The organism is Streptomyces sp. NPDC020884 (assembly GCF_044333935.1).
GTDB lineage: Bacteria > Actinomycetota > Actinomycetes > Streptomycetales > Streptomycetaceae > Streptomyces.
Window position 1 is genome coordinate 297,892 of the sequence record NZ_JBIRRY010000009.1, and the last position, 22,393, is coordinate 320,284.

Below are 22,393 nucleotides of genomic sequence, written 5' to 3' on the forward strand. Positions count from 1 at the left end.
CCAAGGCTGTTGTGGTATTCGCGAGATGCCGCCTCGCGATGGCAGGCGCCACGGTGGACCCGGTCTGCGGGGATCGGGACCCGGGTGGACGCATTTCGCTCGTCAGTCGACGGCGGCGCGGGCCGGGGGGCTGGAATGACCCGTGCGGAGGATTCTTTTCAGTCAATCCGAAAAACTTGGCCGGATCGTTCGAGCGGGTCGGCAGCGCCGGTAAATCCGGGATGGCACCGGTAAAGGTGCGATGACACCAGTAAACGGGACGGCGTCGGTTCAAGCCCGGCAAAGAGCGGCCGGGCACGCGTCAGCGGACGACGACTCCGGCGAGGAACGCGGTCCAGGCGGCGGCCGGGAGGACGAGGGCGGGGCCGGTGGGGTTCTTGCTGTCACGGACGGGGACGACGCCGGGGAATCCGTCCGCCACCTGTACGCAGTCGCCGCCCTCCTGGTTGCTGTAGCTGCTGCTGCGCCAGGCGGCGGCGGTCAGATCGGGACGGGACGCTTGCTGCACGGTAATCGGCCTCCAGTACGGATCGGATCAAGGCGAGTGACATCAGCGGCGGCAGTGCCATCGCCCTGAGCTGATCGTAAGTGAGAACGAACCGTTCGACCTCGTCCGGTTCCTCGGTCAACTGGCCGTAGTGCGCGCCCTCCGTGTAAGCGACCTCGGTGCCGTCCGGCATCACCAGCACGGTGAGGGAACCGCCCAACGAGCCGTGCGCGCCTTGGTCGAACGGCAGCACCTGGATCGTGACGTTGGGCTCCTCCGCCATCCTGAGCAGCTTCTCCAACTGGCCGCGCATCACCGCCGCTCCACCGACCGGACGCCGGAGCACGGCCTCGTCGAGGATGATCCACAGCTCCGGCCGGTCCGGGCCGGTCAGCCGCACCTGTCGGTCGAGCCGGGCCGCGAGACGTTCCTCCAGGTGCTCGTCGTCCCGCAGCGTGTGGCCCATGCTCAGCAACGCCCGCGCGTACTGCGGTGTTTGCAGCAGACCGGGCACGGCGTGCGAGGCGTACTGACGGATCACCGCCGCGCGGACGGAGTACGCGATGAACGCCCGCGACCAGTCCGGGAACGCCTCCCGGTACACGTACGGCCAGAGGTCGATCAGTAAGTCGTCCGCCACCAGCTCCTTGTCCAGGGCCCGGGTCAACTCAAGCGTGGGCTTCGCCCCGGTCGCGCGCTCCAGTTGGGCGATCCGGCTGCTGACCACGTGCGCGAGCGAGCCCACCTCGGCCTGGGTGAGTCCGGCCGCGATGCGGAGCTTGCGCAGGCGTGACCCGAAGAGGGCCGCCATGGAGGACTGCGGGTCAATTGCTTTGGCCATGGGGCTACTTCCGATTCTTACGGCCTGCGAGGTAAGGCGCTGTCACCTTCCGAGGCTAGGACGCGCGGCCGACTCTTGAATACGGAACGTCACGGAACCCGCACGTGTGGGTGACGTGAGAGGAGTCGAGTGAACGGATGGTCGGCATGACCGGCAAGAAGACGCCCGCGGCGACGGAGGCCGCCCGACGGGAAGAGGCCCCGCCCCTCCCGCGCCGCTTCGGGCTGACGTCCAACGGCTACGGGAGCCTGTCGCGGCAGTTCCCCTCGACGCCCCGGGGAGCACGGCTCGCCCGTCGCACGGTGGTGCGGCAGCTGGGGTACTGGGGGTTCGGGCCGATGACGGACGCGTCGTGCTCGGTTGCCCTGGTGGTGGCGGAGCTGGCCGCCAACGCGGTGTGCCACGGGCGGCTCCGGGGGCGGAACTTCCATGTGCGGGTGGACTACGAAGGGCCCGCGAGCCGCTTCCGTATCGAGGTCTCGGACGCCGTGCTCGGCCGGACGCCCGAAGATCCGGTGCTGCCGCCGGACGATCAGGAGTCGGGGCGCGGCCTGTTCCTGGTGGAGTGCCTGGCGTCGCGGTGGGGGTGGGAGCCCCGGAACCCGATCGGGAAGACGGTGTGGGCGGAGGTGACGGCCGAGCGGCCCGCCGCCTGCTCCTAGGGGCGGTTGACCGGCCCGCGCGGGGTCAGGAGCTCTGCATGATCTGGATCAGGTTGCCGCAGGTGTCGTCCAGGACGGCGGTGGTGACGGGGCCCATCTCCACCGGCTCCTGGGTGAACCGGACTCCGAGCCTGCTCAGCCGCTCGAACTCCGCCCGGACGTCGTCCACCGCGAAGGCCGTGGCCGGGATGCCGTCCTCGACCAGGGCCGTCGTGTACGGCTTCACGGCGGGGTGCTTGTCGGGCTCCAGGAGCAGTTCGGTGCCTTCGGGGTCCTCCGGCGAGACCACGGTGAGCCAGCGGTCCTCGCCGCCGAGCGGGACGTCGTGCTTCTTCTCGAAGCCCAGGACGTCCGTGTAGAAGTGCAGGGCCTTGGCCTGGTCGTCGACGAAGACGCTGGTCAGGTTGATCCTCATGGGGTGCTCTCCGGTGCCTTCGGCCTGAGCCATCGGCTGACGATGTGCTCGAGGGGTTCGGTGTTCAGGTCGTGGAACTTGTAGCGGCCCTGGCGGCGCGTGAGCACCAGGCCCGCCCCCTCCAGGACGGCCAGGTGCTGGCTGACCGCCTGCCGGGACAGGCCGAGCCCGTGTCGGGTCACCAGCCGTGCGCATATCTCGAACAGGGTCTGGCCGTTCCGCTCCGCCAGCTCGTCGAGGATGCGTCGCCGGGTGGGGTCGGCCAGGGCCTTGAAGACATCTTCCGCCATGCCCCCACGATAGGCAAGTAGCGACTTGCCTATCAAGGCGGGGTCCTGCCGGTTCCCTACGATGGCGTCCTGCCGGGCAGCGCGGTCTGCCGGGCCCGGGGACGGGGGAGCGGTTCATGGAGCGGTTCGAGACGGAGCGGTTCGAGACGGAGCGGTTCGAGACGGAGAGTCTGGCGCTGATGCCCGGCCAGCGGGTTCGGGCCGAGGTCCTCAGCCATCACCCGTGGGGCGTCATCGTGCAGATCATCGGCTACGAGAACGCCCGTCTGTCGGCCTCCATCGACATGATCCAGCAGTTCTCCCAGCCCACACTCGGCTACGACGAGCTCCTCGCGCTCTTTCCCGCCGTCGGTTCACAGGTCGATGCGGTGATCCAACAGATCAGTCGCTGGTATCCACCGGTGTCGGTGCGGCTCAGCATCCGGCCCGCCGACCTGGAAGCACTGACCTGGAGTTGCGACTTCTGCGGAGAGCGGACGACGCTGGGCCCGGGGAGAGACGCCCTCGTCCTGGACTCGCGGAGTCACGACGGCCCGGGAAGCCACACCATCGTCTCCCACCGGCACTGTCTGGCCGAGCGGATCCGCCCGGAGAACGGCGGGGAGCGGGCGCGAGCACTGAAGATCGGGAAGCAGGACTGGCCGCAACGGTCCTGAAGCCCGGCCGCACCCGGACCGTGTGCCCGCCGGACAGGCCCTAGGGTGCTCCCTCATGGACTGCCTCACCGATCATCTGCCGCTGCTGGAGCTGCTGTGCGCCGCCGACGAAGTCCGGGTCCCCGGTGAACTCGTATCGTCGGTCCCTCACGGGAAGGCTCCCGACGCGGTCGTGGACGCCTACGCGGTCGACGGCGGCCGGCTGCTCCTCACCCGCTGGGGCGGCCGGCTGCACGAGGTGATCTACCAGACCCCGGCGGAGTCCGGACAGGACGCATCGCGGCGCAACGAACGGCTGTTCGCGCACTACGGACAGGGCGACGGCTGGACCGAGACGCTCGACAACGGTTTCGGCAGGACCTATCGCCGTAACGATCAGCGGCGGTACGCGTTGTGGAGCTACGCGATGGACTTCACGACCTTCGGCACGATGGAGTTCCACCAGGTCAAGTGGTAGCCGCCCCGTCCTTCTCGGCGGCGGGCTCGGCGATGACCGGGAAGCGGCGCGGGGCGAGGGTGATCAGGGCGAGCAGGGCGAGGGCCGCGGCTCCGGCGGCCCCGATGTAGACGTGGTCCACCGCGGCGTCCACCGCCCGCCGCAGGTAGTCCGTCGCCGCCGCGGAGAGCGTGCCCGGGTCCTCCAGGGCGCGGGTCACCGCGTCCAGGTCGTCGGGGAGGCCGGCCACCGGGGCGTCGAGGAGGCGGGCGGCCAGGACGCCGTTGGCGACGGCTCCGAAGAGCGCCGCGCCGATGCTCTGGCCGACCTGGCGGCAGAAGAGGACGGACGCCGTCGTCGTACCGCGCTCCGCCCAGCCGACCGTCGACTGGACGCCCACGATCAGGGGGAGTTGGAAGAGGCCCAGGGCCGCGCCGAGCAGCAGCATGAGGAGGGCGGGGTGCCAGGGCTCGCCGGGGTAGGGCAGGAGGGGGAAGGCCAGCAGGATCAGCAGGGCGGCGCTCATGCCGATGATCGCGGTCCGCCGGAAGCCGATGCGGTTGTAGACCCGGTCGGACAGGGCCGCCGAGACGGGCCAGCTCAGCGTCATCACGGAGAGCACGAACCCGGCGGCGATCGGGCCGAGACCCAGCACCGACTGGGCGTACGTCGGCAGGAAGACGGTCGGCGCGACCATCAGCAGACCCATCGCGCCGAGCGCCAGGTTGACCGAGGCGATGGTCCGCCGCTGCCAGACCCAGCCCGGGATGATCGGCTCCGCCGCCCGCCGTTCGATCACGACGGTGAGCACCGCCAGGACCGCGCTCACCCCGAACAGTCCGAGCGAGGGCGCCGAGAGCCAGGGCCAGGCGACGCCGCCCTGCACGAGCGCCGTGAGCAGCAGGGTGCCGGTCGCGAAGACGGCGAGCGCGCCCGCCCAGTCGACCCGGGGCCGGGCGGCGGGGCGGGGGCGGGAGCGCTCGTGCAGGTGGCGGACGACCAGCCAGAGGGCGACGGCCCCGACCGGGAGGTTGATCAGGAAGATCCACCGCCAGTCGGCGTACCCGGCGAGCAGCCCGCCGACCACCGGTCCCGCGACCGCGGAGGTGGCCCACACCGTGGACAACTTCGCCTGGATGCGCGGGCGTTCCTTCAGCGGGTAGAGGTCGGCCGCGATGGTCTGGACGGTGCCCTGGAGCGCGCCGCCGCCCAGGCCCTGGACGATGCGGAAGGCGATGAGCGCGGCCATGTTCCAGGCCGCGGCGCAGAGGACCGAGCCGACCAGGAACAGGATGATCCCGGCTATCAGGACCGGCTTGCGGCCGAAGGTGTCGGAGAGCTTCCCGTAGAGGGGGAGCGTGACGGTGACGGCCAGCAGATAGCCGGAGAAGAGCCAGGAGAAGACGGTGAAGCCGCCGAGGTCGCCGACGATCTGCGGGACGGCGGTGGACACGATCGTGCCGTCGATGGCGGCCAGCGCCATGCCGAGCATGAGCGCCGCCACGACGGGGCGACGGCCCCGGGGGGTGGTGAGGGCGGGCGGCGCGGTCGTGCCGTCCTGGCCCGTCCCGGCGTCGCCCGTCCCCGCGTCGCTCCTGCCGTCCCTGCCGCTCACCGCGTTTCCTTCCCTATGCACGTATCTCCCGGAGGCACTGTCTCATCCGGGAGCACCGGACGGGGAGGGTCCCGGGGAACGGTGAGGGGCGACGGCGGGCGGGGACGGCGCCGGGAACGGTGCCCCTGACCTCGCCTCCTCCTGAGGGCCGAGTCCCCTAGGGGGCGCCCCCTCAGAGGGGCCAGGGCCCGTTCCTCCCGGCGGAGGACGTGGCGGCGGGGGGCGTTTCCTTAACCTGTTCCTACGTCGCTGCTACGGCGTACCGCAGGGGGGACGGTGGGGAAAACCCCACCTCGAGACTGCGCTGGGCACCATCGCGCCGGACACCGTCCTGAACCCAGAATCGGACCGTACCCAATGGCGTCCAGTCATTGACCGACATAGGAGATAAACCGTGACAACGGCTGTAACCATTCCCAGGCACGGGGGCACTGGAGGGCGTACGGCCGTCGCGGCGCGAGCGCGGCAGGTCGTGAAGGCGTACGGCACCGGCGAGACCCGGGTCGTCGCGCTCGACCATGTCGACGTGGACATCGCCCGCGGGCAGTTCACGGCGATCATGGGCCCGTCCGGCTCCGGCAAGTCGACCCTGATGCACTGCCTGGCCGGGCTCGACACGGTGACCTCGGGCGAGATCTACCTCGACGAGACCGAGATCACCAAGCTCAAGGACAAGAAGCTCACCCAACTCCGGCGCGACCGCATCGGGTTCATCTTCCAGGCGTTCAACCTGCTGCCGACGCTCAACGCGCTCGAGAACATCACGCTGCCGATGGACATCGCGGGCCGCAAGCCCGACGCCGCCTGGCTCCAGCAGGTCGTGGAGACCGTCGGGCTCGCCGATCGTCTCAAGCACCGCCCCACCCAGCTCTCCGGCGGCCAGCAGCAGCGCGTCGCCGTCGCCAGGGCGCTCGCCGCCCGGCCGGAGATCATCTTCGGTGACGAGCCCACCGGGAACCTGGACTCCCGCGCCGGGGCCGAGGTCCTGTCCTTCCTCCGCAAGTCGGTCGACGAGCTGGGCCAGACCATCGTCATGGTCACCCACGACCCCGTCGCCGCCTCCTACGCGGACCGGGTGCTCTACCTCGCCGACGGTTCCATCGTCGACGAGATGTACGACCCGACCGCGGACCAGGTCCTCGACCGCATGAAGCACTTCGACGCACGTGGGCGGACGTCATGACCGTCTGGAAGACCTCGATGCGCAACTTCCTCGCGCACAAGGGCCGGATGGCTCTCTCCGCCGTGGCGGTGCTGCTCTCCGTCGCGTTCGTCTGCGGCACGCTCGTGTTCACCGACACGATGAACACCACCTTCGACAAGCTCTTCGCCGTGACCTCGCCCGACGTCACCGTCAGCCCGAAGAACGCCGGCGGGAACGACGAGCAGCCCGACAACGGCAAGCCCGTCTCCCTGCCCGCCTCGCTCATCCAGCAGGTCGAGAAGGCCGACGGGGTGAAGAAGGCCGAGGGCGCCGTCGTCTCCATGGCGGTCACCGTCGTCAACAGCGAGAACAAGAACATGGGCTCCCAGACCGGAGCTCCGACCATCGCGGGCAACTGGACCGAGAACGACCTGCGTTCGATGGAGATCACCTCCGGACACGCGCCCCGCGGCCCCACCGAGGTGATGGTCGACGCCGACACCGCGAAGAAGCACGGACTGAAGCTCGGCGACGAGCTGCGCACCATCGCCGCCACCGGCGACATCACGGCGAAGATCAGCGGCATAGCGTCCTTCACCGTCACCAACCCGGGCGCGGCCGTCGTCTACCTCGACACCGCCACCGCCCAGAAGCAGCTCCTCGGCGCACCCGACGTCTTCACCCAGATCTCGGTCACCGCCGCGAGCGGCGTCGACGACACCCAGCTCAAGAAGAACGTGGCCGCGGCCCTCGACGGCTCGACCGGGTACAAGCTCCAGACCCAGCAGGAGGCCGCCGACGCCAACAAGGACTCCATGGGCGCCTTCCTGGACGTCATGAAGTACGCGATGCTCGGCTTCGCCGGAATCGCCCTCCTCGTCGGCATCTTCCTCATCGTCAACACCTTCTCCATGCTGGTCGCCCAGCGCACCCGTGAGATCGGCCTGATGCGGGCCATCGGCTCCAGCCGCAAGCAGGTCAACCGGTCCGTGCTGGTGGAGGCTGTCCTCCTCGGCATCGTCGGCTCCCTGCTCGGCGTCGCGGCCGGTGTCGGCCTCGCCGTCGGGCTGATGAAGCTGATGGGCGCCGTCGGCATGGAGCTGTCCACCAGGGACCTCACCGTCGCCTGGACGACCCCGGCCATCGGTCTGGTGCTCGGCGTCGTCGTCACCGTCCTCGCCGCGTACATCCCGGCCCGCCGGGCCGGCAAGGTCTCCCCGATGGCCGCCCTGCGCGACGCCGGGACCCCGGCCGACGGCCGCTCCGGCTGGATCAGGGCCGGAATCGGCCTCTTCCTGACCGCGGCGGGCGGCGCGGCCCTGTGGGCCACGACCCAGGCGGACAAGGCCACCGAGGGCTCGATGTTCCTCGCTCTCGGCGTGCTGCTGACCCTGATCGGCTTCATCGTGATCGGTCCGCTCCTGGCCGGTGTCGTGGTGCGGGGCCTGAGCATCGTCGTCCTGCGGCTCTTCGGACCGGTCGGCCGGCTGGCCGAGCGCAACGCCCTGCGCAACCCCCGGCGCACGGGAGCGACCGGAGCCGCCCTGATGATCGGGCTCGCCCTGGTGGCCTGCCTGTCCGTCGTCGGGTCCTCCATGGTGGCCTCGGCCACCGAGGAGCTCGACAAGTCGGTCGGCGCGGACTTCATCGTCCAGGACAGCGGCACCGGCCGCCCGATCGTGCCCCAGGCCGCCGACGCCGTGCGCGCCGTCCCCGGTCTGGAGCACATGACCGACTACACCTTCGTCAAGGCGAAGATCACCGCCCCGAACGGCAAGACGGAGGACGAGGGGATCACCGCCGCCGACCCGACGTACCAGCAGGACGTCCGTCGCTCCGTCATCTCCGGCGACCTCGCGAAGGCGTACGGCAAGGACGCCATCTCCGTCGGCAACGGCTACGCCGAGCGGCACGGCATCAAGATCGGCGACACGCTCACCGTCGCCTTCAAGGCGGGGAAGACCGCCCAGCTCGAGGTCGCGGCGATCACCTCCGACGACACCAACATCGACCGCGGCGCGATGTACACCAACCTCACGACGGCGGCGTCCTACGTCCCGGCCGACGCGATGCCGCAGAACGTGGTGATGTTCGCCAAGGCCGAGGAGGGCAAGGAGAAGGAGGCGTACGCGGCCCTGAAGACCGCGCTCGCCGAGTACCCGGTCTACAACGTGCAGAACCAGGCCGACTTCAAGGAGCAACTGAAGGACCAGATCGGCCAGTTGCTGAACATCGTGTACGGCCTGCTCGCCCTGGCGATCATCGTCGCGATCCTCGGTGTGGTGAACACCCTCGCCCTGTCCGTGGTCGAGCGGACCCGCGAGATCGGCCTGATGCGCGCCATCGGGCTCTCCCGCCGCCAACTGCGCCGCATGATCCGGCTGGAGTCCGTGGTCATCGCCCTCTTCGGGGCGCTGCTCGGACTCGGACTCGGGATGGGCTGGGGCACCGCGGCCCAGAAGCTGCTGGCGCTGGAGGGACTCGAGGTCCTGGAGATCCCGTGGCCGACGATCCTCACGGTCTTCGCCTGCTCGGCTCTCGTCGGACTGTTCGCCGCTCTGGTCCCGGCCTTCCGGGCCGGCCGGATGAACGTCCTGAACGCCATCGCGGCGGACGGCTGAGCGCACCCCGCCCAGCAGCGGTGACCCCCAGGGCGTCACCGTAGAATGACCGGCAGGCCCCGGGGCGTTCCTCCAAACGCCCCGGGGCCGAGCCGTTCCCCCGCCTCCTTTCCCCGCCCCGGTCCGCCGGTCACGGCAGACCGTGTCAGCTTGCTGCACCGGGCGGCGGGCCCCCGTGCAGCAAGCTGACACGGCGGCCTCTCTTGTGGCGCGTTCCCCGCTGGCATCGTCGTCCGTGCCGGGACGACCCCCGGCTCCGACGCCACCGTCGAAGGGGAAAACGTGCCCAGGTCTCCGCTCGCGCAGCATCGGCGCCGCCCGGCCATAACCGCCGCCCTCGTCACCGGTATCGCCCTCGCCGCCCTCGCCCTCTCCACCGGCGCCGCATCGGCGACCGCCCCCGCGGGCCCCCCGCCCACCGCCGGTCAGGTGGCCCGGCTGATCTGTACGGAGTCGGCCGACCTCATCGGCCGACTGCCCCAGGAGTCCGCGCCCGTCCGGGCGTGCAAGCTGGTCAACGGCTGGGACTAGGCGTGTCCAGCCCCGTAGGACCCGCAGGACCGACAGGCCCGGCAGGAGCGGTGGAACCGGCAGGCCACCCCCTGGGGCCGCCGAGCGCGATGCGGTTCCAGCTCCTGGGACCGCTGGCCCTCGCGGACGGACCCGACACCGTCGTCCTCCAGCCCTCCAAGCCCGCGAACCTGCTCGCCGCGCTTCTCCTGCACGCCAACTCCACCGTCTCCGCCGAGTACTTGCAGCGCGCGGTGTGGGGCGAGGAACAGCCCGCCACCGCCAGGGCCGCCCTCCAGACCTGCGTCCTGCGGCTCCGCCGGCTGTTCACCAAGCACGGGGTGACCGGCACCTCCATCGAGGCGGTGCCCGGCGGCTACCGGATCACCGCCGCACCGCCCACCCTGGACCTCCTCGGCTTCCGTGACCAGATGCGCCGGGCCGCCGGCCTGGACCGGGAACCGGAGGCGGAGCTCTGCGCGCTCAAGGACGCCCTCTCGCTCTGGCAGGGCTCGCTGCTCGCCAACGTACGGTCCGACGTCCTGCACCGCGACGAGGTGCCCCGGCTCGCGGAGGAACGGCTGCGCGCGGTCGAGCGGGTCTGCGACCTGCTGCTGGGGCTCGGGCGCTGCGGTGAGGCGCTCGTCGACCTGTGGACGGCTACGCGCGTATATCCCGGGCACGAGCGCTTCCACGAGCAGCTCATCGAGGCCCTCTACCGCACCGGACGCCAGTCCCAGGCCCTCGCCGAGTACCGCAGGGTCAAGGGCTTCCTGCTGGAGGAGCTGGGCGTGGACCCCTCGCCCTCCCTGCGCCGTCTCGAACTGTCCATCCTGCGCGGCGAGGACCTGGGCTCCGGCGGCCCGGCGGCCCCCCGTGTCATCCAGGGCGAGGCCGTCCCCCTCCCGGCCGCCCCGGTCACCGCCGCTGCCCCGCCCGCCGCCCCCGCCACCGGGCCCGTCCCCGCCGTGCCGCACTTCACCGGGCGCGCCGCCGAGGCCGCCGCGCTGGCCGCCCGGCTCACCGCACCCCCGTCCCACGGCCCCGAGGACGACCGGCCGCTCACCGTCCTGGTCTCCGGAGCCCCCGGCATCGGCAAGTCGGCGCTCGCCCAGCACGTCGCCCGGCTCGTCCGGGACGCCTTCCCCGCCGGGCAGTTGATCGTCCTGATGACCCGCCCGGACGGCGAACCCCGCACCGTCGAGGAGGTCGCCGCCGAAGTGACCGCCGCCCTCGGCACGTCGGGCGACGGCCGCGCTCTGCTGATCCTGGACGACGTGGTCGACGCCGGCCAGGTGCGCCCCTTCCTCGCACCCGCCGGAGGGGCCGGGCCGGACCTCGCCGTCGTCGTCACCAGCCGCATGGGTCTCGGCGGCCTCATCGCCACCCACGGCGGCTGGGTGCAGCGCCTGTCCGCCTTCACCGAGGCCGAGTCGTACGCGCTGCTGCTGGCCGCCCTGGGGGCCGAGCGGGTGGAGGCCGAATCCGGCGCCGCGCATCGGCTCGCCGCCGTCTGCGGCCACTTCCCCGCCGCCCTGCGCATCCTCACCGCCCGGCTGCTGACCCGGCCGGGGCTACGGCTCGCCGACGCCGTCGACTGGCTGGGCGAGGACCCGCTCGCCCGGCTCACCCTGACCGACTCCCCGGACCACTCGGTCACCGGCCTCTTCGACCGGGCGCTGGACCGGCTCGACCCCCGGCTGTCGCAGGCCTTCGCGCGCCTCGCCCAGGGGCCGCCGGAGCTGCTGGCGGACACCGGCGGCGGGGACGTCGACGACCGGCCCGTTCCCGAAGCCGTCCGGGAGCGGCTCGCCGACGCCGGACTGCTGGAGGACGGCCCGCCGGGCCCGTACCGCATCCACGATCTGCTCCGCGCCCACGTACGAAGAACCGCCCGGATCCGCGACCGCCGCACAGAGAAGGTGTGATCCCCATGGCCGAGAGCGCCGCACCCACCGCACCCGCCACGTCCCCCTCGCCCCCCGCGTTCGACGCGCTCGCCGGCACCCGGCCGCGCATCCGGCGCGACGTGCTGTTCACCGAGACCCCCGGCGGGGTGCTCTTCCACAACGCCGACGGCGGCTTCCACCTCACCGGCCGCACCGCCTACCGCTTCGCCTCCCTCGTCGTCCCGCATCTCACCGGACAGCACCTGCTGGCCGAACTGTGCGCCGGATTCGGGCCCGCGCAACGGGCGATGGCCGGCGAACTGGTCAAGACGCTGTACGCACGCGGCTTCGCCCGCGACACCCCCGAGGCCGAGACCGCCGGGGACACCCTCGACGGGACGACCGCCGAGCGGTTCGCCGCGCAGCTCGCCTACGTCGACCACTACGCCGACGACGCCCCCGCCCGCTTCGCCCGCTACCGCGCCACCCGCGTCGCCGTCCTCGGCGACGACGCGACGGCCCGCTGGTGCGCGCTGAGCCTGGTGCGCAACGGATGCGCCCGCGTCGGGACGGTCGCGGCCCCGGACGACGTCAGGGCCGAGGCCGCCGCCAACGGCGCGCGCGTCGATGAGCTCACCGCCGGGACGGACGCGGGCTGGGCCGATCTGGCGGGCTACGACGTCGTCGTGGTCACCGGCGCGGGGGCCGGCCCCCGGACCCACCGGCTGCTGGTCGCCGGGGTGCCCGAAGGCGTGACCCTCATCCCCGCCTGGCTGTTCGGCCGCCGCCTGGTCGTCGGCCCGCTCGCCACCGCCGACTCCACCGGCTGCTGGTCCTGCGCCCTGCTGCGACTGGGCGGCAACGTCGACCCCGGCACGGCGGCCGAGCTGTGGAGCGAGGCGGCGGGGGCCGTCCCGCACGGCGCAGCCGCCCTGTCCGGGCCGGTCGCCGCGATGGTCGGCAACCTCGTCGGCTACGAGATCTTCCGCCTGACCACCGGCGCGCTGCCCGCCGAGACGGCCGGGCACGCCCTCGTCCAGGACCTGGAATCGCTGGACGTGATGGCCGAACCGGTCCAGCCCCACCCCCGGTGCGCCCGCTGCGCCGCGCTCCCGGCCGACGAACCCGCCCCGCTCCCCGACACCCTCGCGCTGCCCGTCACCGCGACCGTGGAGACCGCCCGCGACGCGGAGGCCCTCGTCGAGGAGCTCAACCGGATCAGCACCGCGCTGGTCCGCCCGTACACCGGGATCTTCCGCAGCTACGACGACGAGGAGCTGACCCAGACCCCGTTGAAGCTCAGCCGCGTCGAGGTCGCGCTCGGGGGCGGGGTGCGCCGAAGGATCGCCGCGTTCGACGTGCACCACCTGGCCGGGGCGCGGACCCGGGCGCTGTACGCGGCGGCCGAGGCCTACGTGGAGCACGTGGTTCCGCCCGCGGGCGTCGAGGGCGGTGACCGGGACGGCGGCGCGCAGGCGCTGCGGACGCTGGGGCCCGACGCCCTGACGACCGGCGGCGGCACCGGGGCGGTGCCCGTCACCTGGGCGGTCGCGACCTCCCTGATCGGCAAGGACCCGGTCCGCGTGCCCGCCGGGGCCCTGCGCCCCTTCGGGCCGCACAACCACGACCGGGCGCACCTGGCGACCAGCGCGGGCTCCGGGGCGGGCGGCAGTGCGGCGGAGGCGGCGGGCCGGGGGCTGCTGTCCGCGCTCGCCCACGACGCCCTGCTCCGCGCCGTACGGGGCACCACCCGGGTGAGCCCGCTGGCGGTCGGCGACGACCCGGAGCTGGTGTTCCTGCTGAAGTCCGCCGCCAACCTGGACATCGCGGTGGACCTCCTCGACCTGGGCGAGGCGGACCGCAGCTCGGCCCATGTGGTGCTGGCCCGCGCGGCGGACGGCCCGTCCGCCGGGGCCCGTTGGGCGGTCGGGGCGGGGCTGTCGCGGCGTACGGCGGCCGCTGCCGCCCTGCGCGACCTCCTCGGCGCGGTGCAGCTCGCCGCCGAGGACCCCCAGGCGGCGGTCGACCTCGGCGACCCGCTGGTGGCCGACCTGGCCCCCGGGGCCGTCGCGGTGGACGGCGCGTCGGTCGCGGCGGACGCGGACCAGACCACGTTCGACGCGGTGCTGGAGGCCCTGAGGGCCTCCGGCCGCGACGCCCTGTACGTGCCGACGACCCCGGCGGACCTGCGCTCCGGCTCCATCGCCACGGCCCGGGTGCTGCTCACGGTGGACGGCGAGGGCGGCCCCGATGCCCGCTGAGACCCTGTCGGACGTGCCGGTGCTGGAGGAGTCCACCCGGCTGCTCGCGGAGCTGCTGGCGGAGAGCCTCGCCCGGCACGGCGGGGCGGCGGTCACCGCACCGGTGGACGTCCAGCCCCTCGGCGTCCGCGACGCGTTCGCGGGCGACGGTCCGGGCGGCCGGGCCGGATCCGTCCCCGTGCGCTACTACGGGCGGCACGCCGTCGTCGGCCCCTTTCCGGCCCCGGACGGGGCCGGGCAGCGCCCGTGCGCCCGCTGTCTGGAACGCCGGTGGCAGGGGGTGCGCTCGGTCGCCCTGCGCGAGGCGCTGGAGCTCGGCTCCGGGACCCGGGCGGCGGGCCCGTCCCCCCACATCACCCCGTTCGCGGCCGACGCCCTCTCCGCGGTGATCGCCGCCCGGCGGGACGGCGGCGGACCGGACACCGGGGCCTTCCCCGCCGTCCATCTCGTCGACCTCCAGACCCTGGCCGTACGCCACTACCCGCTCGTCCCCGACCCGGAGTGCCCGGCCTGCGGGCGCCCCGAGCCCGACAGCGACACGGCGGCGGCCCTCACCCTGCGGCCCGCGCCGAAGCTGCGGCCCGGCGGCTTCCGGGTCCGGGACATCGGGGCGTACGAGCTGCCCATCGAGCCGTACGCCAACCCCGTCTGCGGGTCGCTCGGCCCCTCCGTCGTCCAGGACGTCTCCTCCACGTCCACCTCCGCCACCATCGGCTGCTTCTCGATGCGCTCGGGACCGTATCTGCGCGAGACGTTCTGGGGCGGGCACGCCGACACCTTCGCGGAGAGTGTGCGCATCGGGGTGCTGGAAGGGCTCGAGCGGTACGCGGGCATGCGGTCCCGCGCCAAACGCGCCCAGGTGCACGCCAGTCTGGACGCCCTGGTCGCCGACGGCCGGGCGGCCCTGGACCCGCGCGTCTGCGGCCTCTACTCCGAGGACTTCCACCGGGCCAACCCCCGCGTCCTGCCCTTCACCTCGGGCCGGGAGATCCCCTGGGTGCGCGGCTGGTCGCTGCGCGACTCCCGCACCGTCCTGGTCCCCGAGGTGCTCACGTACTACCACGCGCCGGGCCTGGAGAACCGGTTCGTGCAGGAGAGCTCCAACGGCTGCGCCTCCGGCGGCGCGTTGGAGGAGGCCGTGTTCTTCGGGCTGATGGAGGTCGTCGAGCGGGACGCGTTCCTGCTCTCCTGGTACGGGCGGGCCGCGCTGCCCGAGATCGACCCGCGCACCAGCCGCCGCCCCGCCACCCGGCAGATGGTGGACCGGCTGGAGATGTACGGCTACGAGGCGCGGTTCTTCGACACCCGGATCACCTTCCCGATCCCCGTCGTCACCGGCGTCGCCGTCCGGCCCGACGGCGGGCCCGGCCGGATGTGCTTCGGCGCGGGGGCCGGGCTCGACCCGGAGGCGGCGCTCGCCGGGGCGCTCTGCGAGATCGCCACCGACGCCGTCAACCTCCAGGGCCGCACGGAGCGCGACGAGGAACGGCTGCGGGCCATGGCGGACGACTTCGCGAAGGTCGAGGCGCTGCACGACCACCCGCTCGCGTACGGGATCCCGGAGATGGGCGACCACGCGGACTTCCTGCTCGGCGCGCCCGGCAGCGTCCGACCGCCGGCCCGCTCCTTCGACGAGCTGTACGGGGGCGGGGACGGGTCCGGCCGCCGGTCGGTGCTCCCGGTCTCCGACGATCTGCGCGAGGACCTGCGGCGGTGCGTGGACACCGTCGCCGCCGCCGGGTTCGACGTGGTCGTCGTCGACCAGACCATGCCGGAACAGCGCGACCTGGGACTGACCACGGTGAGCGTGATCGTGCCGGGACTGCTGCCGATCGACTTCGGCTGGACCCGCCAGCGCGCCCTGGGCATGCCCAGGCTGCGCACCGCCCTGCGCGAGGCGGGCCTGCGGACGGCGGACCTCACCGACGCCGATCTCAACCCGGCCCCGCACCCGTTCCCATGACCGCGTCCTCTCCCTCTTCCTCCGCTCCCCCCTCTGCCGTGACCAAGGAGCTCGCCATGGGATACGCCCATGAATACGCCGCCGCGATCATGCGACGCGGCCGGGTCCCGATGGACCCCGCGGACTACGTACCGAACTGGCAGGACGGCCCCCGCAAGGCCAAGTTCTACCCGGGCGCGGACGGCTTCCCGCTGCCGGACGCCCCCTACCCGGCCGGGGCGACGCTCGACCGGGGCCTGTTCCCCGAAAGCGCGGCGGAGCAGCGGGAGTTCGACCTCCTGTCGCTCTCGGGCATGCTCCGCGACTCGTACGGGCTGACCGGCCGCCGCCTCGGTGTCCAGGCCAACACGGACCTGAGCGCGCTGCCCTTCTACCCGCTGGCCAACTGGTCGCGCGGCTCCGCATCCGGCGGCGGGCTGTACCCGGTGAGCATCCACTGGGTGTCCGGGCCGAGCGGCCCGGTGCCGCCGGGGGTGCACTACTACTCCACCCGGCACCACACCATGCAGCGGCTGCTCACCGGCGATGTCTCGGGCCGGGTGCGCGACGCCCTGGGAGCGGGCGCGCCGGGGGCGGAGACCGATCAGTACCTGGTGCTCGGCATCAAGTACTGGCAGAACTCCTTCAAGTACAACAGCTTCTCCTTCCACGCCGTCTCCATGGACCTGGGGGCCTGCGTCCAGACCTGGCGGATGTGGGCGGCGGCCCGGGGGCTCGCCATCGAGCCGGCCCTCTGGTTCGACGAGGAACGCCTCGCGGACCTCCTCGGGGTCGACCCGCGCGAGGAGGGCATCTTCGCGGTCGTGCCGCTCAAGTGGGCCGGAGCGCAGGTGGGTTCGCGGTCGGGCGGGGAAGTCTCCGCCGCGCCCCTTCCGGTGCGCCACGTGGACGTCGAGCGCTCCCGCACCGTCCTGTCCTTCGACGCGCTGCTCCGCATGCAGGCGGCCACCTCGGCCGACGCCGCCGCCCGGCCCGCCCCCGACGCGCTGGCCCCGGCCGCCGCGCACCCCGCCGACCCGGCGCTCCCGGAGGTCGAGCTGCCGCCCGCCCGGCCCCTGGACGCCGACGTGCGCAGCGCGCTGCGCGCCCGCCGCTCCAGCTTCGGCCGGTTCGACGCCCAGAAGCCGGTCACCGCCGACCAGTTGGCCGCCTGTCTGGCCGCCGCCTCGGCCGGATCGCGGCTCGGCGGGGACACCGGTGACATCCGGCTGGCGAAGCTGTACGCGTTCGTCGGCCATGTGGAGGGGGTCGAGCCCGGTTCGTACGCCTACGACCCCGAGGCGCGGAGCCTGCGCCGGGTCAAGGAGGGCAGGCCGGGGGAGTTCCTCCAGAAGAACTACTTCCTCGCCAACTACAACCTGGAACAGGCCGGAGCCGTCCTGGTGCCGACCGTCCGCACCACCGCCGTCCTGGACGCGGTCGGAGACCGGGGATACCGGCTGGTCAACGCGACCATCGGGGCCATCGCCCAGTCCCTCTACACCGCCGCCGCGGCCGTGGACCTCGGCTGCGGGGTCGCTCTCGGCTTCGACAACATCTCCTACATCGAGGAGCTGGGTCTCGAAGGGACGGGCGAGGCGCCCCTGCTGATCATGATGATCGGCAACGAACGCCCCGCCCCCGCCGACTTCCGCTACGAGATCGCCTGAGCGGGGGAAGACGATGACCGACACCACGAACCCGCCCGCCGCCCGGCCCGCGTTCCTGCTGCGCATGGCCGGACTTCCGGTCGACGACGTCCGGGCCCTGCGCTGCCCCGACAGCCGCCGCTGGGCCGACGACGTCCTCGACACCACCGAACAGCTGGCGCTGCTGGCCGGGAAGGCCGGGGACCAACTGCACGGGCTGATCGGCGGCAGCGACGACGAACCGCTGCGCCGCGCCCTGCTGAAGCTGCGCCGGGACGTCTTCAACAACCGGTTGCCGGACCCTGCCGCCGCCGAGAACGCCCTCGCCCGGGTGCAGGCACTCGACCCGGCCGCCGCCCGAGCCCTCGCCGACTGGCTGACCGGCCGGCGCGCCCTGGACGAGCGGCGGAGCGCGGGGGCCGGCCTGCTGGCGGACGAGACCGGCCGCAGCCGCGCGGAACTCGCCCGGCTCGCCGGTCACGAGCGCCTGCGCAAGGGCTTGCTGCTCGCCTCGCCGACCCTGGACGCCCAGCTCGACGGCTACCGGCGAAAGGCGTCCGATGCTGGGGCGCGGCCGGACCGCAAGCAGCGCAAGATCGAACGCTCGCTGCTCTCCTACGTCTACCGGACCGCCTGCAAGACCAGCCCCTTCTCCACCTTCACCGGCGTCGCCCCCGGCGCGTTCGGCGGGTCCGACGGGCTGCGGGTGCGGGTCGCGGAGGAGTGGCGGACCCAGGTCCGCCTCAACGTCGTGGCGCTGGGCCGGCTCGCCGACGCGGTGATCGCCGACCCGGCCCGCCGGGCCGATCTGCCCCTCGCCCTCGCCTCCGGCTGGGGGCGCGACGACGACCGGGTCCGCTACGTCCGGCGCTGGGTCACCGCGGGCGACGACGACACCGCCGTCACCTTCGACGCGGTCAAGGACCGGCTGTTCTTCCTGCGCCGCAGCGGCACCCTGGAACGGCTCCTCGGCCTGTTCGAGGAACGCGGCACCCTCCGCTACGGAGAGCTGGCGGCCTGGCTGGAGCAGGACCGGGGAGCGGCGCGCGAGGAGTGTGAGCAGTACCTCGGGGCGCTGCTGGACGTCGGCATGGTCCAGGTGCCGTGCCTGCGCACCGAGGTACACGACATCGACCCGCTCCGCGCCTTCCAGGGCGCGCTGCGCGGCCTGGAGCGCCCCTGGGCCGACGGGCTCGCGGACCGGCTGGAGGAGCCCGCCGCCCAGGCCGCGCGCTTCGCCGACGCGGCCCCGGACGAGCGGCGCGCCCTGCTGGAATCCGTCCGGGCCGCCCTGCGCACGGTCCAGGAGGAGGAGCTCGGGGCGGCGCGTGCGAAGGTCCCGCAGACGCTGCTGTACGAGGACGCGGCGGTGGGCGCGGGCGACGGCCCGGGGGTCGTGCTGGACCCCGACGCCTGGGGGGAGCTGGCCTCCGGCCCGCTGGCGGCGGTGGAGCGGGTGCTGCCCGCCTTCGATCTCACCCTGCCGCAGCGGATCACCTTCCAGGGCTTCTTCCTGGCGCGCTACGGACGCGGCGGGCGGTGCGATGACCTGCTGAAACTGGTCCACGACTTCCACGAGGACTTCTTCGACCAGTACATGACGTTCACCGCCAGCCGCACCCCCTACGACGCCGACGGAACCTACGTCCCCGAGGTCAACTGGCTGGGCCTGGAGCGGCTGCGCGCCCTCGACACCGCCCGGCGCACCTTCACCGCCCGGATGGCCGGGCTGTGGGAGGCGGCGGAGCCGGGAGCGGCCGAGATCCGGCTCGACGACGCGTTCCTGGACGCGGTGGCCGGTGAACTCGACGGGGTGGCACCCCGGTTCGCGCCGATGAGCCATCACGTCCAGATCGCCGACCGGCCCGGCGACCCGCTCGTCGTCCTCAACCGGTCCTACGGCGGGGTGTCGTTCTCCTTCAGCCGGTTCACCCAGCTCTTCGACGGCCTCGACGACCAGCTCCTCACCGAGGCGGACGCCCTGGTGCCCGAGGGCGCGGTCCTGGCCGAGGTCACCGGCGGCCCGGTCACCAGCAACCTCAACCTGCACGCCCGGCTGATCCCGTACGAGATCGTCTGCCCCGGCGAACGCGGAACCCTGGACCCGGAGTTCAGGATCGCGCTGGACGACCTGTATCTCGAGCACGACATCGAGGCCGACCGGCTCGTCCTGCGCTCGGTCCGGCTGGACCGTGAGGTGATCCCCGTCTACCTCGGCTACCTCGTCCCGCTCGCCCTGCCCGAGCTGCCCCGCACCCTGCTCCTCCTCTCCCCGACTTCGATGGCCCCGCTCAACGTGTGGGCGGGCGTCCCCGAGGGCGAGCCGCGCGGCGGGGTCAGCGGGCGGCCCCGGGTGCGGCACGGCTCGCTCGTCCTGAGCCGGCGCAGCTGGAGCGCCCCGGCCACCGTCCTGCCGCTGCACCGCCCCGGCGCCCCGGAGGACGGCTGGTTCCTGGACTGGCACGCCTTCCGGCGCACCCACGGACTGCCCGACCGGGTCTTCGCGACCGTGTCGGACACCGGGGCCCGGGGCGCGACCGGGGCCAAACCGCAGTACCTCGACTTCGACAGCGCGCTGTCCCTGTCCGCCTTCGAGGCGCTCGTCAAGTCCCCCGAGGCCCGCGTGGTGTTCCGGGAGATGCTGCCGGACGAGGACGCGCTGCCCACCGTCTGCGGCCCCGGTCGCCATGTCGCCGAACTGGCCGTGGAGACGGCCGTACCCGTCCGCAGGAGGACCACCTCATGACACCCCCCACCGCACCGGCCGCGACCACCACGGGCGCCTGGCAGGCCACCCATGTCTTCTACGCCGCCAACCCCCGCCCCTTCCTCCTGCACTGCGTCCGCCCGCTGGTCGCGGAGCTGGAGGCGGACGGGCTGCTCGCCGGGTACTTCTTCATCAACTACTGGCTGGAGGGCCCCCACGTACGGCTGCGTCTGAAGCCCTCCTCGCCCGCCGCCGAACCCGAGGTGGCCCGCCGCACCGAACGCGCCGTCGACGCCTTCCTGACGGAGCGGCCCGCGCTGTACGAGGTCGACTCCGGGTTCCTCAACGACTTCTACAACACGCTCTTCGAGATCGAGTTCCCCGGCAGCGAGCGCGGCCACTACATGGACGAGCGGGGGCGGATGAACCTGCGCCCCAACAACTCCCGCCACCGGGAGGCCTACGAACCGGAGTTCGGGAAGTACGGCGGCCCGGCCGGGATCGAGCTGGCCGAGTGGCACTTCCGTCACTCCAGCGACCTGGTCATCGACGCCCTCGCCACCAAGAACCTCCATCTGCGCACGGTCCTGCTCGGGACCTCGGCGCAGTTCATGATGGTGATGTCCTCGACCTTCCTGCCCGAACGGGCGGAACTGACCGCATACCTCGACGACTACTACGAGTTCTGGCACCGCGCCTTCCCCGGCACCGGCTTCATCGGCACCGACGAGTACGACCGCAACTACGCCCGGACGGCGGACGGGCTGCGCAACCGCTTCGCCCGTGTCCGGTCCGCCACGGCCCCGCCCGGGAGCGCGCGCTCGCTGCCCGGGTCCCTGGCCGGCTGGGCCGAGCACTGCGCCGAACTCCGCGACCGGGCGCGGAAGCTGACCGAGGACGGGGACCTGGTCTTCCGGTCCTGGGACGGCGAGCGGGACGAGCGGGTCACCGACCCCGCCGTGGCGTTGCCGCTGCTGCTGTCCCCGTACATGCACATGACCAACAACCGGCTGCACGTCACCATCCGCGACGAGGCCTATCTCAGCCACGTCCTGGGCCGGGTCCTCAAGGAGTCCGCGGAGGGGGCCCCGCAGGGAGCGGCGGAGGGGGCCGCGAAGGAGCCGGCGGAGGAGTCCGTATGAGCGCCTCGGGGGCGCTCGCCTCCTACCGCCCCGAGCTGCGGCCCCGCGTCCTGCTCAGCGACCCGCTGCTGGACGGAGCCGCGACCGTCCACCTGATCAAGGACGCCGAGACCGGCAGCTCCTTCAAGGTCGGGGCCAAGGAGCACTTCCTCATCGCCCGGATGGACGGCGAGCGGAGCCTCGCGGAGATCGGCGAGGAGTACGCGGGGGAGTACGGGCGACGGCTGGCGGACGCCCACTGGCAGCAGATCCTGAAGCTGCTCGGGACCCGGGGGCTGCTGGCCGGAACCCCCGCGCAGCCGGCCGGGCAGGCCCCCGCGCCCGTGCCGGAGCGCCGCACGCTCCTGCGCGGCACCCTCCCCCTGGTGGCCGACGCCGACGCCACCACCGCCCGCCTGCACCGGGCCCTCGGCTTCCTGCTCGCGCCCTGGGCGATGCTGCCGCTGCTGGTGCTGATCCTCGCGATGGAGGCGGTGGTCGTCGCCCGGTCCGGCGAACTGCTCATCGCCGTACGGGAACTGTTCACCAACCCCGTCCTGCTGACCGGCACGGCCATCCTGCTCTGGCTGAGCACCGCCCTCCACGAGCTGGCGCACGGGGTGGTGGCCCGGCACCACGGCGGGCGGGTCGCCGAGATCGGGCTGCGGTGGCGGCTGCCCGCCGTCATCATGTACTGCACGGTCGACAACTACCTCTACCTCGGCGGCCGTTGGCCCCGGATCGCCACCGCGATCGCGGGCGCGGTGATGAACCTGGTCTTCCTGCTCCCGTTCTGCGCGCTGTGGCTGTTCGCGCCGCTGGACGACGCCACGCACGAGGCGCTCGCGGCCCTGCTGCTCCTCGGCAGCGTCCAGGCGTTCGCGATGCTCGTGCCGCTGCCGCCGCTCGACGGCTACAAGATCGCCGGCCAGCTCGCCGGGGCCACCGGTCTCGCCGCCGCCGCCGGCGCCTACCTGCGGCTCGCCCTGCGCCGCTCCCCGGAAGCGGCCGCCTACCCGCGCCGGGCCCGTATCGCCTACCCCGCCTATGTGTTGGTCACGGTGCTCGTTCTCGCCGCCGGCCTCGCGGCGGTCGTCGCGGGCGCCCATCATCTGCTGACGGCCTGATGTTCCACCCCAAGGAGAGT

The 22,393-nt window shown here is 72.9% G+C and carries 18 protein-coding genes; 13 read left to right on the forward strand and 5 right to left on the reverse strand.

Annotated features, from left to right (window positions below; genetic code table 11):
* Positions 1-301: 301 nt before the first annotated feature.
* Entirely contained in the window at positions 302-421 is a 120-nt protein-coding gene (locus ACH4UK_RS27040; protein WP_398360401.1) for a DUF397 domain-containing protein, read from the reverse strand.
* Positions 384-1,328, reverse strand: coding sequence for a Scr1 family TA system antitoxin-like transcriptional regulator (locus ACH4UK_RS27045; RefSeq protein WP_398360403.1), 945 nt, complete (start codon positions 1,326-1,328; stop codon positions 384-386). The genes ACH4UK_RS27040 and ACH4UK_RS27045 overlap by 38 nt, the downstream gene beginning before the upstream one ends.
* Before the next feature lie 137 nt (positions 1,329-1,465).
* Between ACH4UK_RS27045 and ACH4UK_RS27050 the strand changes: the two genes are divergently transcribed.
* Entirely contained in the window at positions 1,466-1,990 is a 525-nt protein-coding gene (locus tag ACH4UK_RS27050; RefSeq protein WP_398360405.1) for an ATP-binding protein, read from the forward strand.
* Between the two features lie 25 nt (positions 1,991-2,015).
* On the opposite strand, the gene ACH4UK_RS27055 is transcribed toward ACH4UK_RS27050, so the two are convergent.
* Both ACH4UK_RS27055 and ACH4UK_RS27060 read right to left on the reverse strand, forming a co-directional pair.
* Positions 2,016-2,405 (reverse strand): VOC family protein, encoded by a 390-nt coding sequence (locus tag ACH4UK_RS27055; RefSeq protein WP_398360407.1) that lies wholly within the window; start codon positions 2,403-2,405, stop codon positions 2,016-2,018.
* Positions 2,402-2,695 (reverse strand): ArsR/SmtB family transcription factor, encoded by a 294-nt coding sequence (locus ACH4UK_RS27060; protein WP_398360409.1) that lies wholly within the window; start codon positions 2,693-2,695, stop codon positions 2,402-2,404. Before ACH4UK_RS27060 ends, ACH4UK_RS27055 begins: the two co-directional genes overlap by 4 nt.
* 116 nt (positions 2,696-2,811) lie before the next feature.
* Between ACH4UK_RS27060 and ACH4UK_RS27065 the strand changes: the two genes are divergently transcribed.
* Positions 2,812-3,351: a hypothetical protein gene (locus tag ACH4UK_RS27065; protein ID WP_398360411.1), complete on the forward strand. Its 540-nt coding sequence runs from the start codon at positions 2,812-2,814 to the stop codon at positions 3,349-3,351.
* A gap of 55 nt (positions 3,352-3,406) precedes the next feature.
* Positions 3,407-3,808: a hypothetical protein gene (locus ACH4UK_RS27070; protein WP_398360413.1), complete on the forward strand. Its 402-nt coding sequence runs from the start codon at positions 3,407-3,409 to the stop codon at positions 3,806-3,808.
* Here ACH4UK_RS27070 and ACH4UK_RS27075 read toward each other — a convergent pair.
* Entirely contained in the window at positions 3,798-5,402 is a 1,605-nt protein-coding gene (locus ACH4UK_RS27075) for an MFS transporter (RefSeq protein WP_398360415.1), read from the reverse strand. The genes ACH4UK_RS27070 and ACH4UK_RS27075 overlap by 11 nt on opposite strands.
* Positions 5,403-5,796: 394 nt before the next feature.
* Between ACH4UK_RS27075 and ACH4UK_RS27080 the strand changes: the two genes are divergently transcribed.
* The 10 genes from ACH4UK_RS27080 to ACH4UK_RS27125 all read left to right on the forward strand — a co-directional run bounded on the left by ACH4UK_RS27080 (position 5,797) and on the right by ACH4UK_RS27125 (position 22,373).
* Complete coding sequence (locus tag ACH4UK_RS27080; RefSeq protein WP_398360417.1) at positions 5,797-6,585, forward strand: ABC transporter ATP-binding protein; 789 nt, start codon at positions 5,797-5,799, stop codon at positions 6,583-6,585.
* Positions 6,582-9,167, forward strand: coding sequence for an ABC transporter permease (locus ACH4UK_RS27085; RefSeq protein ID WP_398360419.1), 2,586 nt, complete (start codon positions 6,582-6,584; stop codon positions 9,165-9,167). Before ACH4UK_RS27080 ends, ACH4UK_RS27085 begins: the two co-directional genes overlap by 4 nt.
* A gap of 282 nt (positions 9,168-9,449) precedes the next feature.
* The gene (locus ACH4UK_RS27090; protein WP_398360421.1) at positions 9,450-9,698 is read left to right on the forward strand and encodes a hypothetical protein; all 249 of its coding nucleotides are present in this window, start codon (positions 9,450-9,452) and stop codon (positions 9,696-9,698) included.
* Between the two features lie 89 nt (positions 9,699-9,787).
* Positions 9,788-11,605, forward strand: a complete 1,818-nt coding sequence (locus ACH4UK_RS27095; RefSeq protein WP_398360637.1) for a BTAD domain-containing putative transcriptional regulator — start codon at positions 9,788-9,790, stop codon at positions 11,603-11,605.
* A 5-nt stretch (positions 11,606-11,610) separates the two neighbouring features.
* The gene (locus tag ACH4UK_RS27100) at positions 11,611-13,827 is read left to right on the forward strand and encodes a TOMM precursor leader peptide-binding protein (protein ID WP_398360422.1); all 2,217 of its coding nucleotides are present in this window, start codon (positions 11,611-11,613) and stop codon (positions 13,825-13,827) included.
* The gene (locus ACH4UK_RS27105) at positions 13,817-15,790 is read left to right on the forward strand and encodes a TOMM precursor leader peptide-binding protein (protein WP_398360424.1); all 1,974 of its coding nucleotides are present in this window, start codon (positions 13,817-13,819) and stop codon (positions 15,788-15,790) included. The genes ACH4UK_RS27100 and ACH4UK_RS27105 overlap by 11 nt, the downstream gene beginning before the upstream one ends.
* A 56-nt stretch (positions 15,791-15,846) precedes the next feature.
* A complete protein-coding gene (locus ACH4UK_RS27110; protein WP_398360426.1) occupies positions 15,847-17,439 on the forward strand; it encodes a nitroreductase family protein in 1,593 nt (530 codons plus the stop codon).
* A gap of 13 nt (positions 17,440-17,452) precedes the next feature.
* On the forward strand, positions 17,453-20,164 hold the full coding sequence (locus ACH4UK_RS27115) for a lantibiotic dehydratase (protein WP_398360427.1): 2,712 nt from the start codon (positions 17,453-17,455) through the stop codon (positions 20,162-20,164).
* Complete coding sequence (locus ACH4UK_RS27120) at positions 20,161-21,267, forward strand: lantibiotic dehydratase C-terminal domain-containing protein (protein WP_398360429.1); 1,107 nt, start codon at positions 20,161-20,163, stop codon at positions 21,265-21,267. Before ACH4UK_RS27115 ends, ACH4UK_RS27120 begins: the two co-directional genes overlap by 4 nt.
* A complete protein-coding gene (locus ACH4UK_RS27125) occupies positions 21,264-22,373 on the forward strand; it encodes a M50 family metallopeptidase (protein WP_398360431.1) in 1,110 nt (369 codons plus the stop codon). The genes ACH4UK_RS27120 and ACH4UK_RS27125 overlap by 4 nt, the downstream gene beginning before the upstream one ends.
* Positions 22,374-22,393: the final 20 nt, after the last annotated feature.

What these genes read in the sequence shown, in the direction of transcription:
- ACH4UK_RS27045 (WP_398360403.1), bottom strand. Translation starts at nt 1,328, where the DNA reads ATGGCCAAAGCAATTGACCCGCAGTCCTCCATGGCGGCCCTCTTCGGG.
- ACH4UK_RS27050 (WP_398360405.1), top strand. Translation starts at nt 1,466, where the DNA reads ATGGTCGGCATGACCGGCAAGAAGACGCCCGCGGCGACGGAGGCCGCC.
- ACH4UK_RS27055 (WP_398360407.1), bottom strand. Translation starts at nt 2,405, where the DNA reads ATGAGGATCAACCTGACCAGCGTCTTCGTCGACGACCAGGCCAAGGCC.
- ACH4UK_RS27060 (WP_398360409.1), bottom strand. Translation starts at nt 2,695, where the DNA reads ATGGCGGAAGATGTCTTCAAGGCCCTGGCCGACCCCACCCGGCGACGC.
- ACH4UK_RS27065 (WP_398360411.1), top strand. Translation starts at nt 2,812, where the DNA reads ATGGAGCGGTTCGAGACGGAGCGGTTCGAGACGGAGCGGTTCGAGACG.
- ACH4UK_RS27070 (WP_398360413.1), top strand. Translation starts at nt 3,407, where the DNA reads ATGGACTGCCTCACCGATCATCTGCCGCTGCTGGAGCTGCTGTGCGCC.
- ACH4UK_RS27085 (WP_398360419.1), top strand. Translation starts at nt 6,582, where the DNA reads ATGACCGTCTGGAAGACCTCGATGCGCAACTTCCTCGCGCACAAGGGC.
- ACH4UK_RS27095 (WP_398360637.1), top strand. Translation starts at nt 9,788, where the DNA reads ATGCGGTTCCAGCTCCTGGGACCGCTGGCCCTCGCGGACGGACCCGAC.
- ACH4UK_RS27100 (WP_398360422.1), top strand. Translation starts at nt 11,611, where the DNA reads ATGGCCGAGAGCGCCGCACCCACCGCACCCGCCACGTCCCCCTCGCCC.
- ACH4UK_RS27105 (WP_398360424.1), top strand. Translation starts at nt 13,817, where the DNA reads ATGCCCGCTGAGACCCTGTCGGACGTGCCGGTGCTGGAGGAGTCCACC.
- ACH4UK_RS27110 (WP_398360426.1), top strand. Translation starts at nt 15,847, where the DNA reads ATGGGATACGCCCATGAATACGCCGCCGCGATCATGCGACGCGGCCGG.
- ACH4UK_RS27115 (WP_398360427.1), top strand. Translation starts at nt 17,453, where the DNA reads ATGACCGACACCACGAACCCGCCCGCCGCCCGGCCCGCGTTCCTGCTG.
- ACH4UK_RS27120 (WP_398360429.1), top strand. Translation starts at nt 20,161, where the DNA reads ATGACACCCCCCACCGCACCGGCCGCGACCACCACGGGCGCCTGGCAG.
- ACH4UK_RS27125 (WP_398360431.1), top strand. Translation starts at nt 21,264, where the DNA reads ATGAGCGCCTCGGGGGCGCTCGCCTCCTACCGCCCCGAGCTGCGGCCC.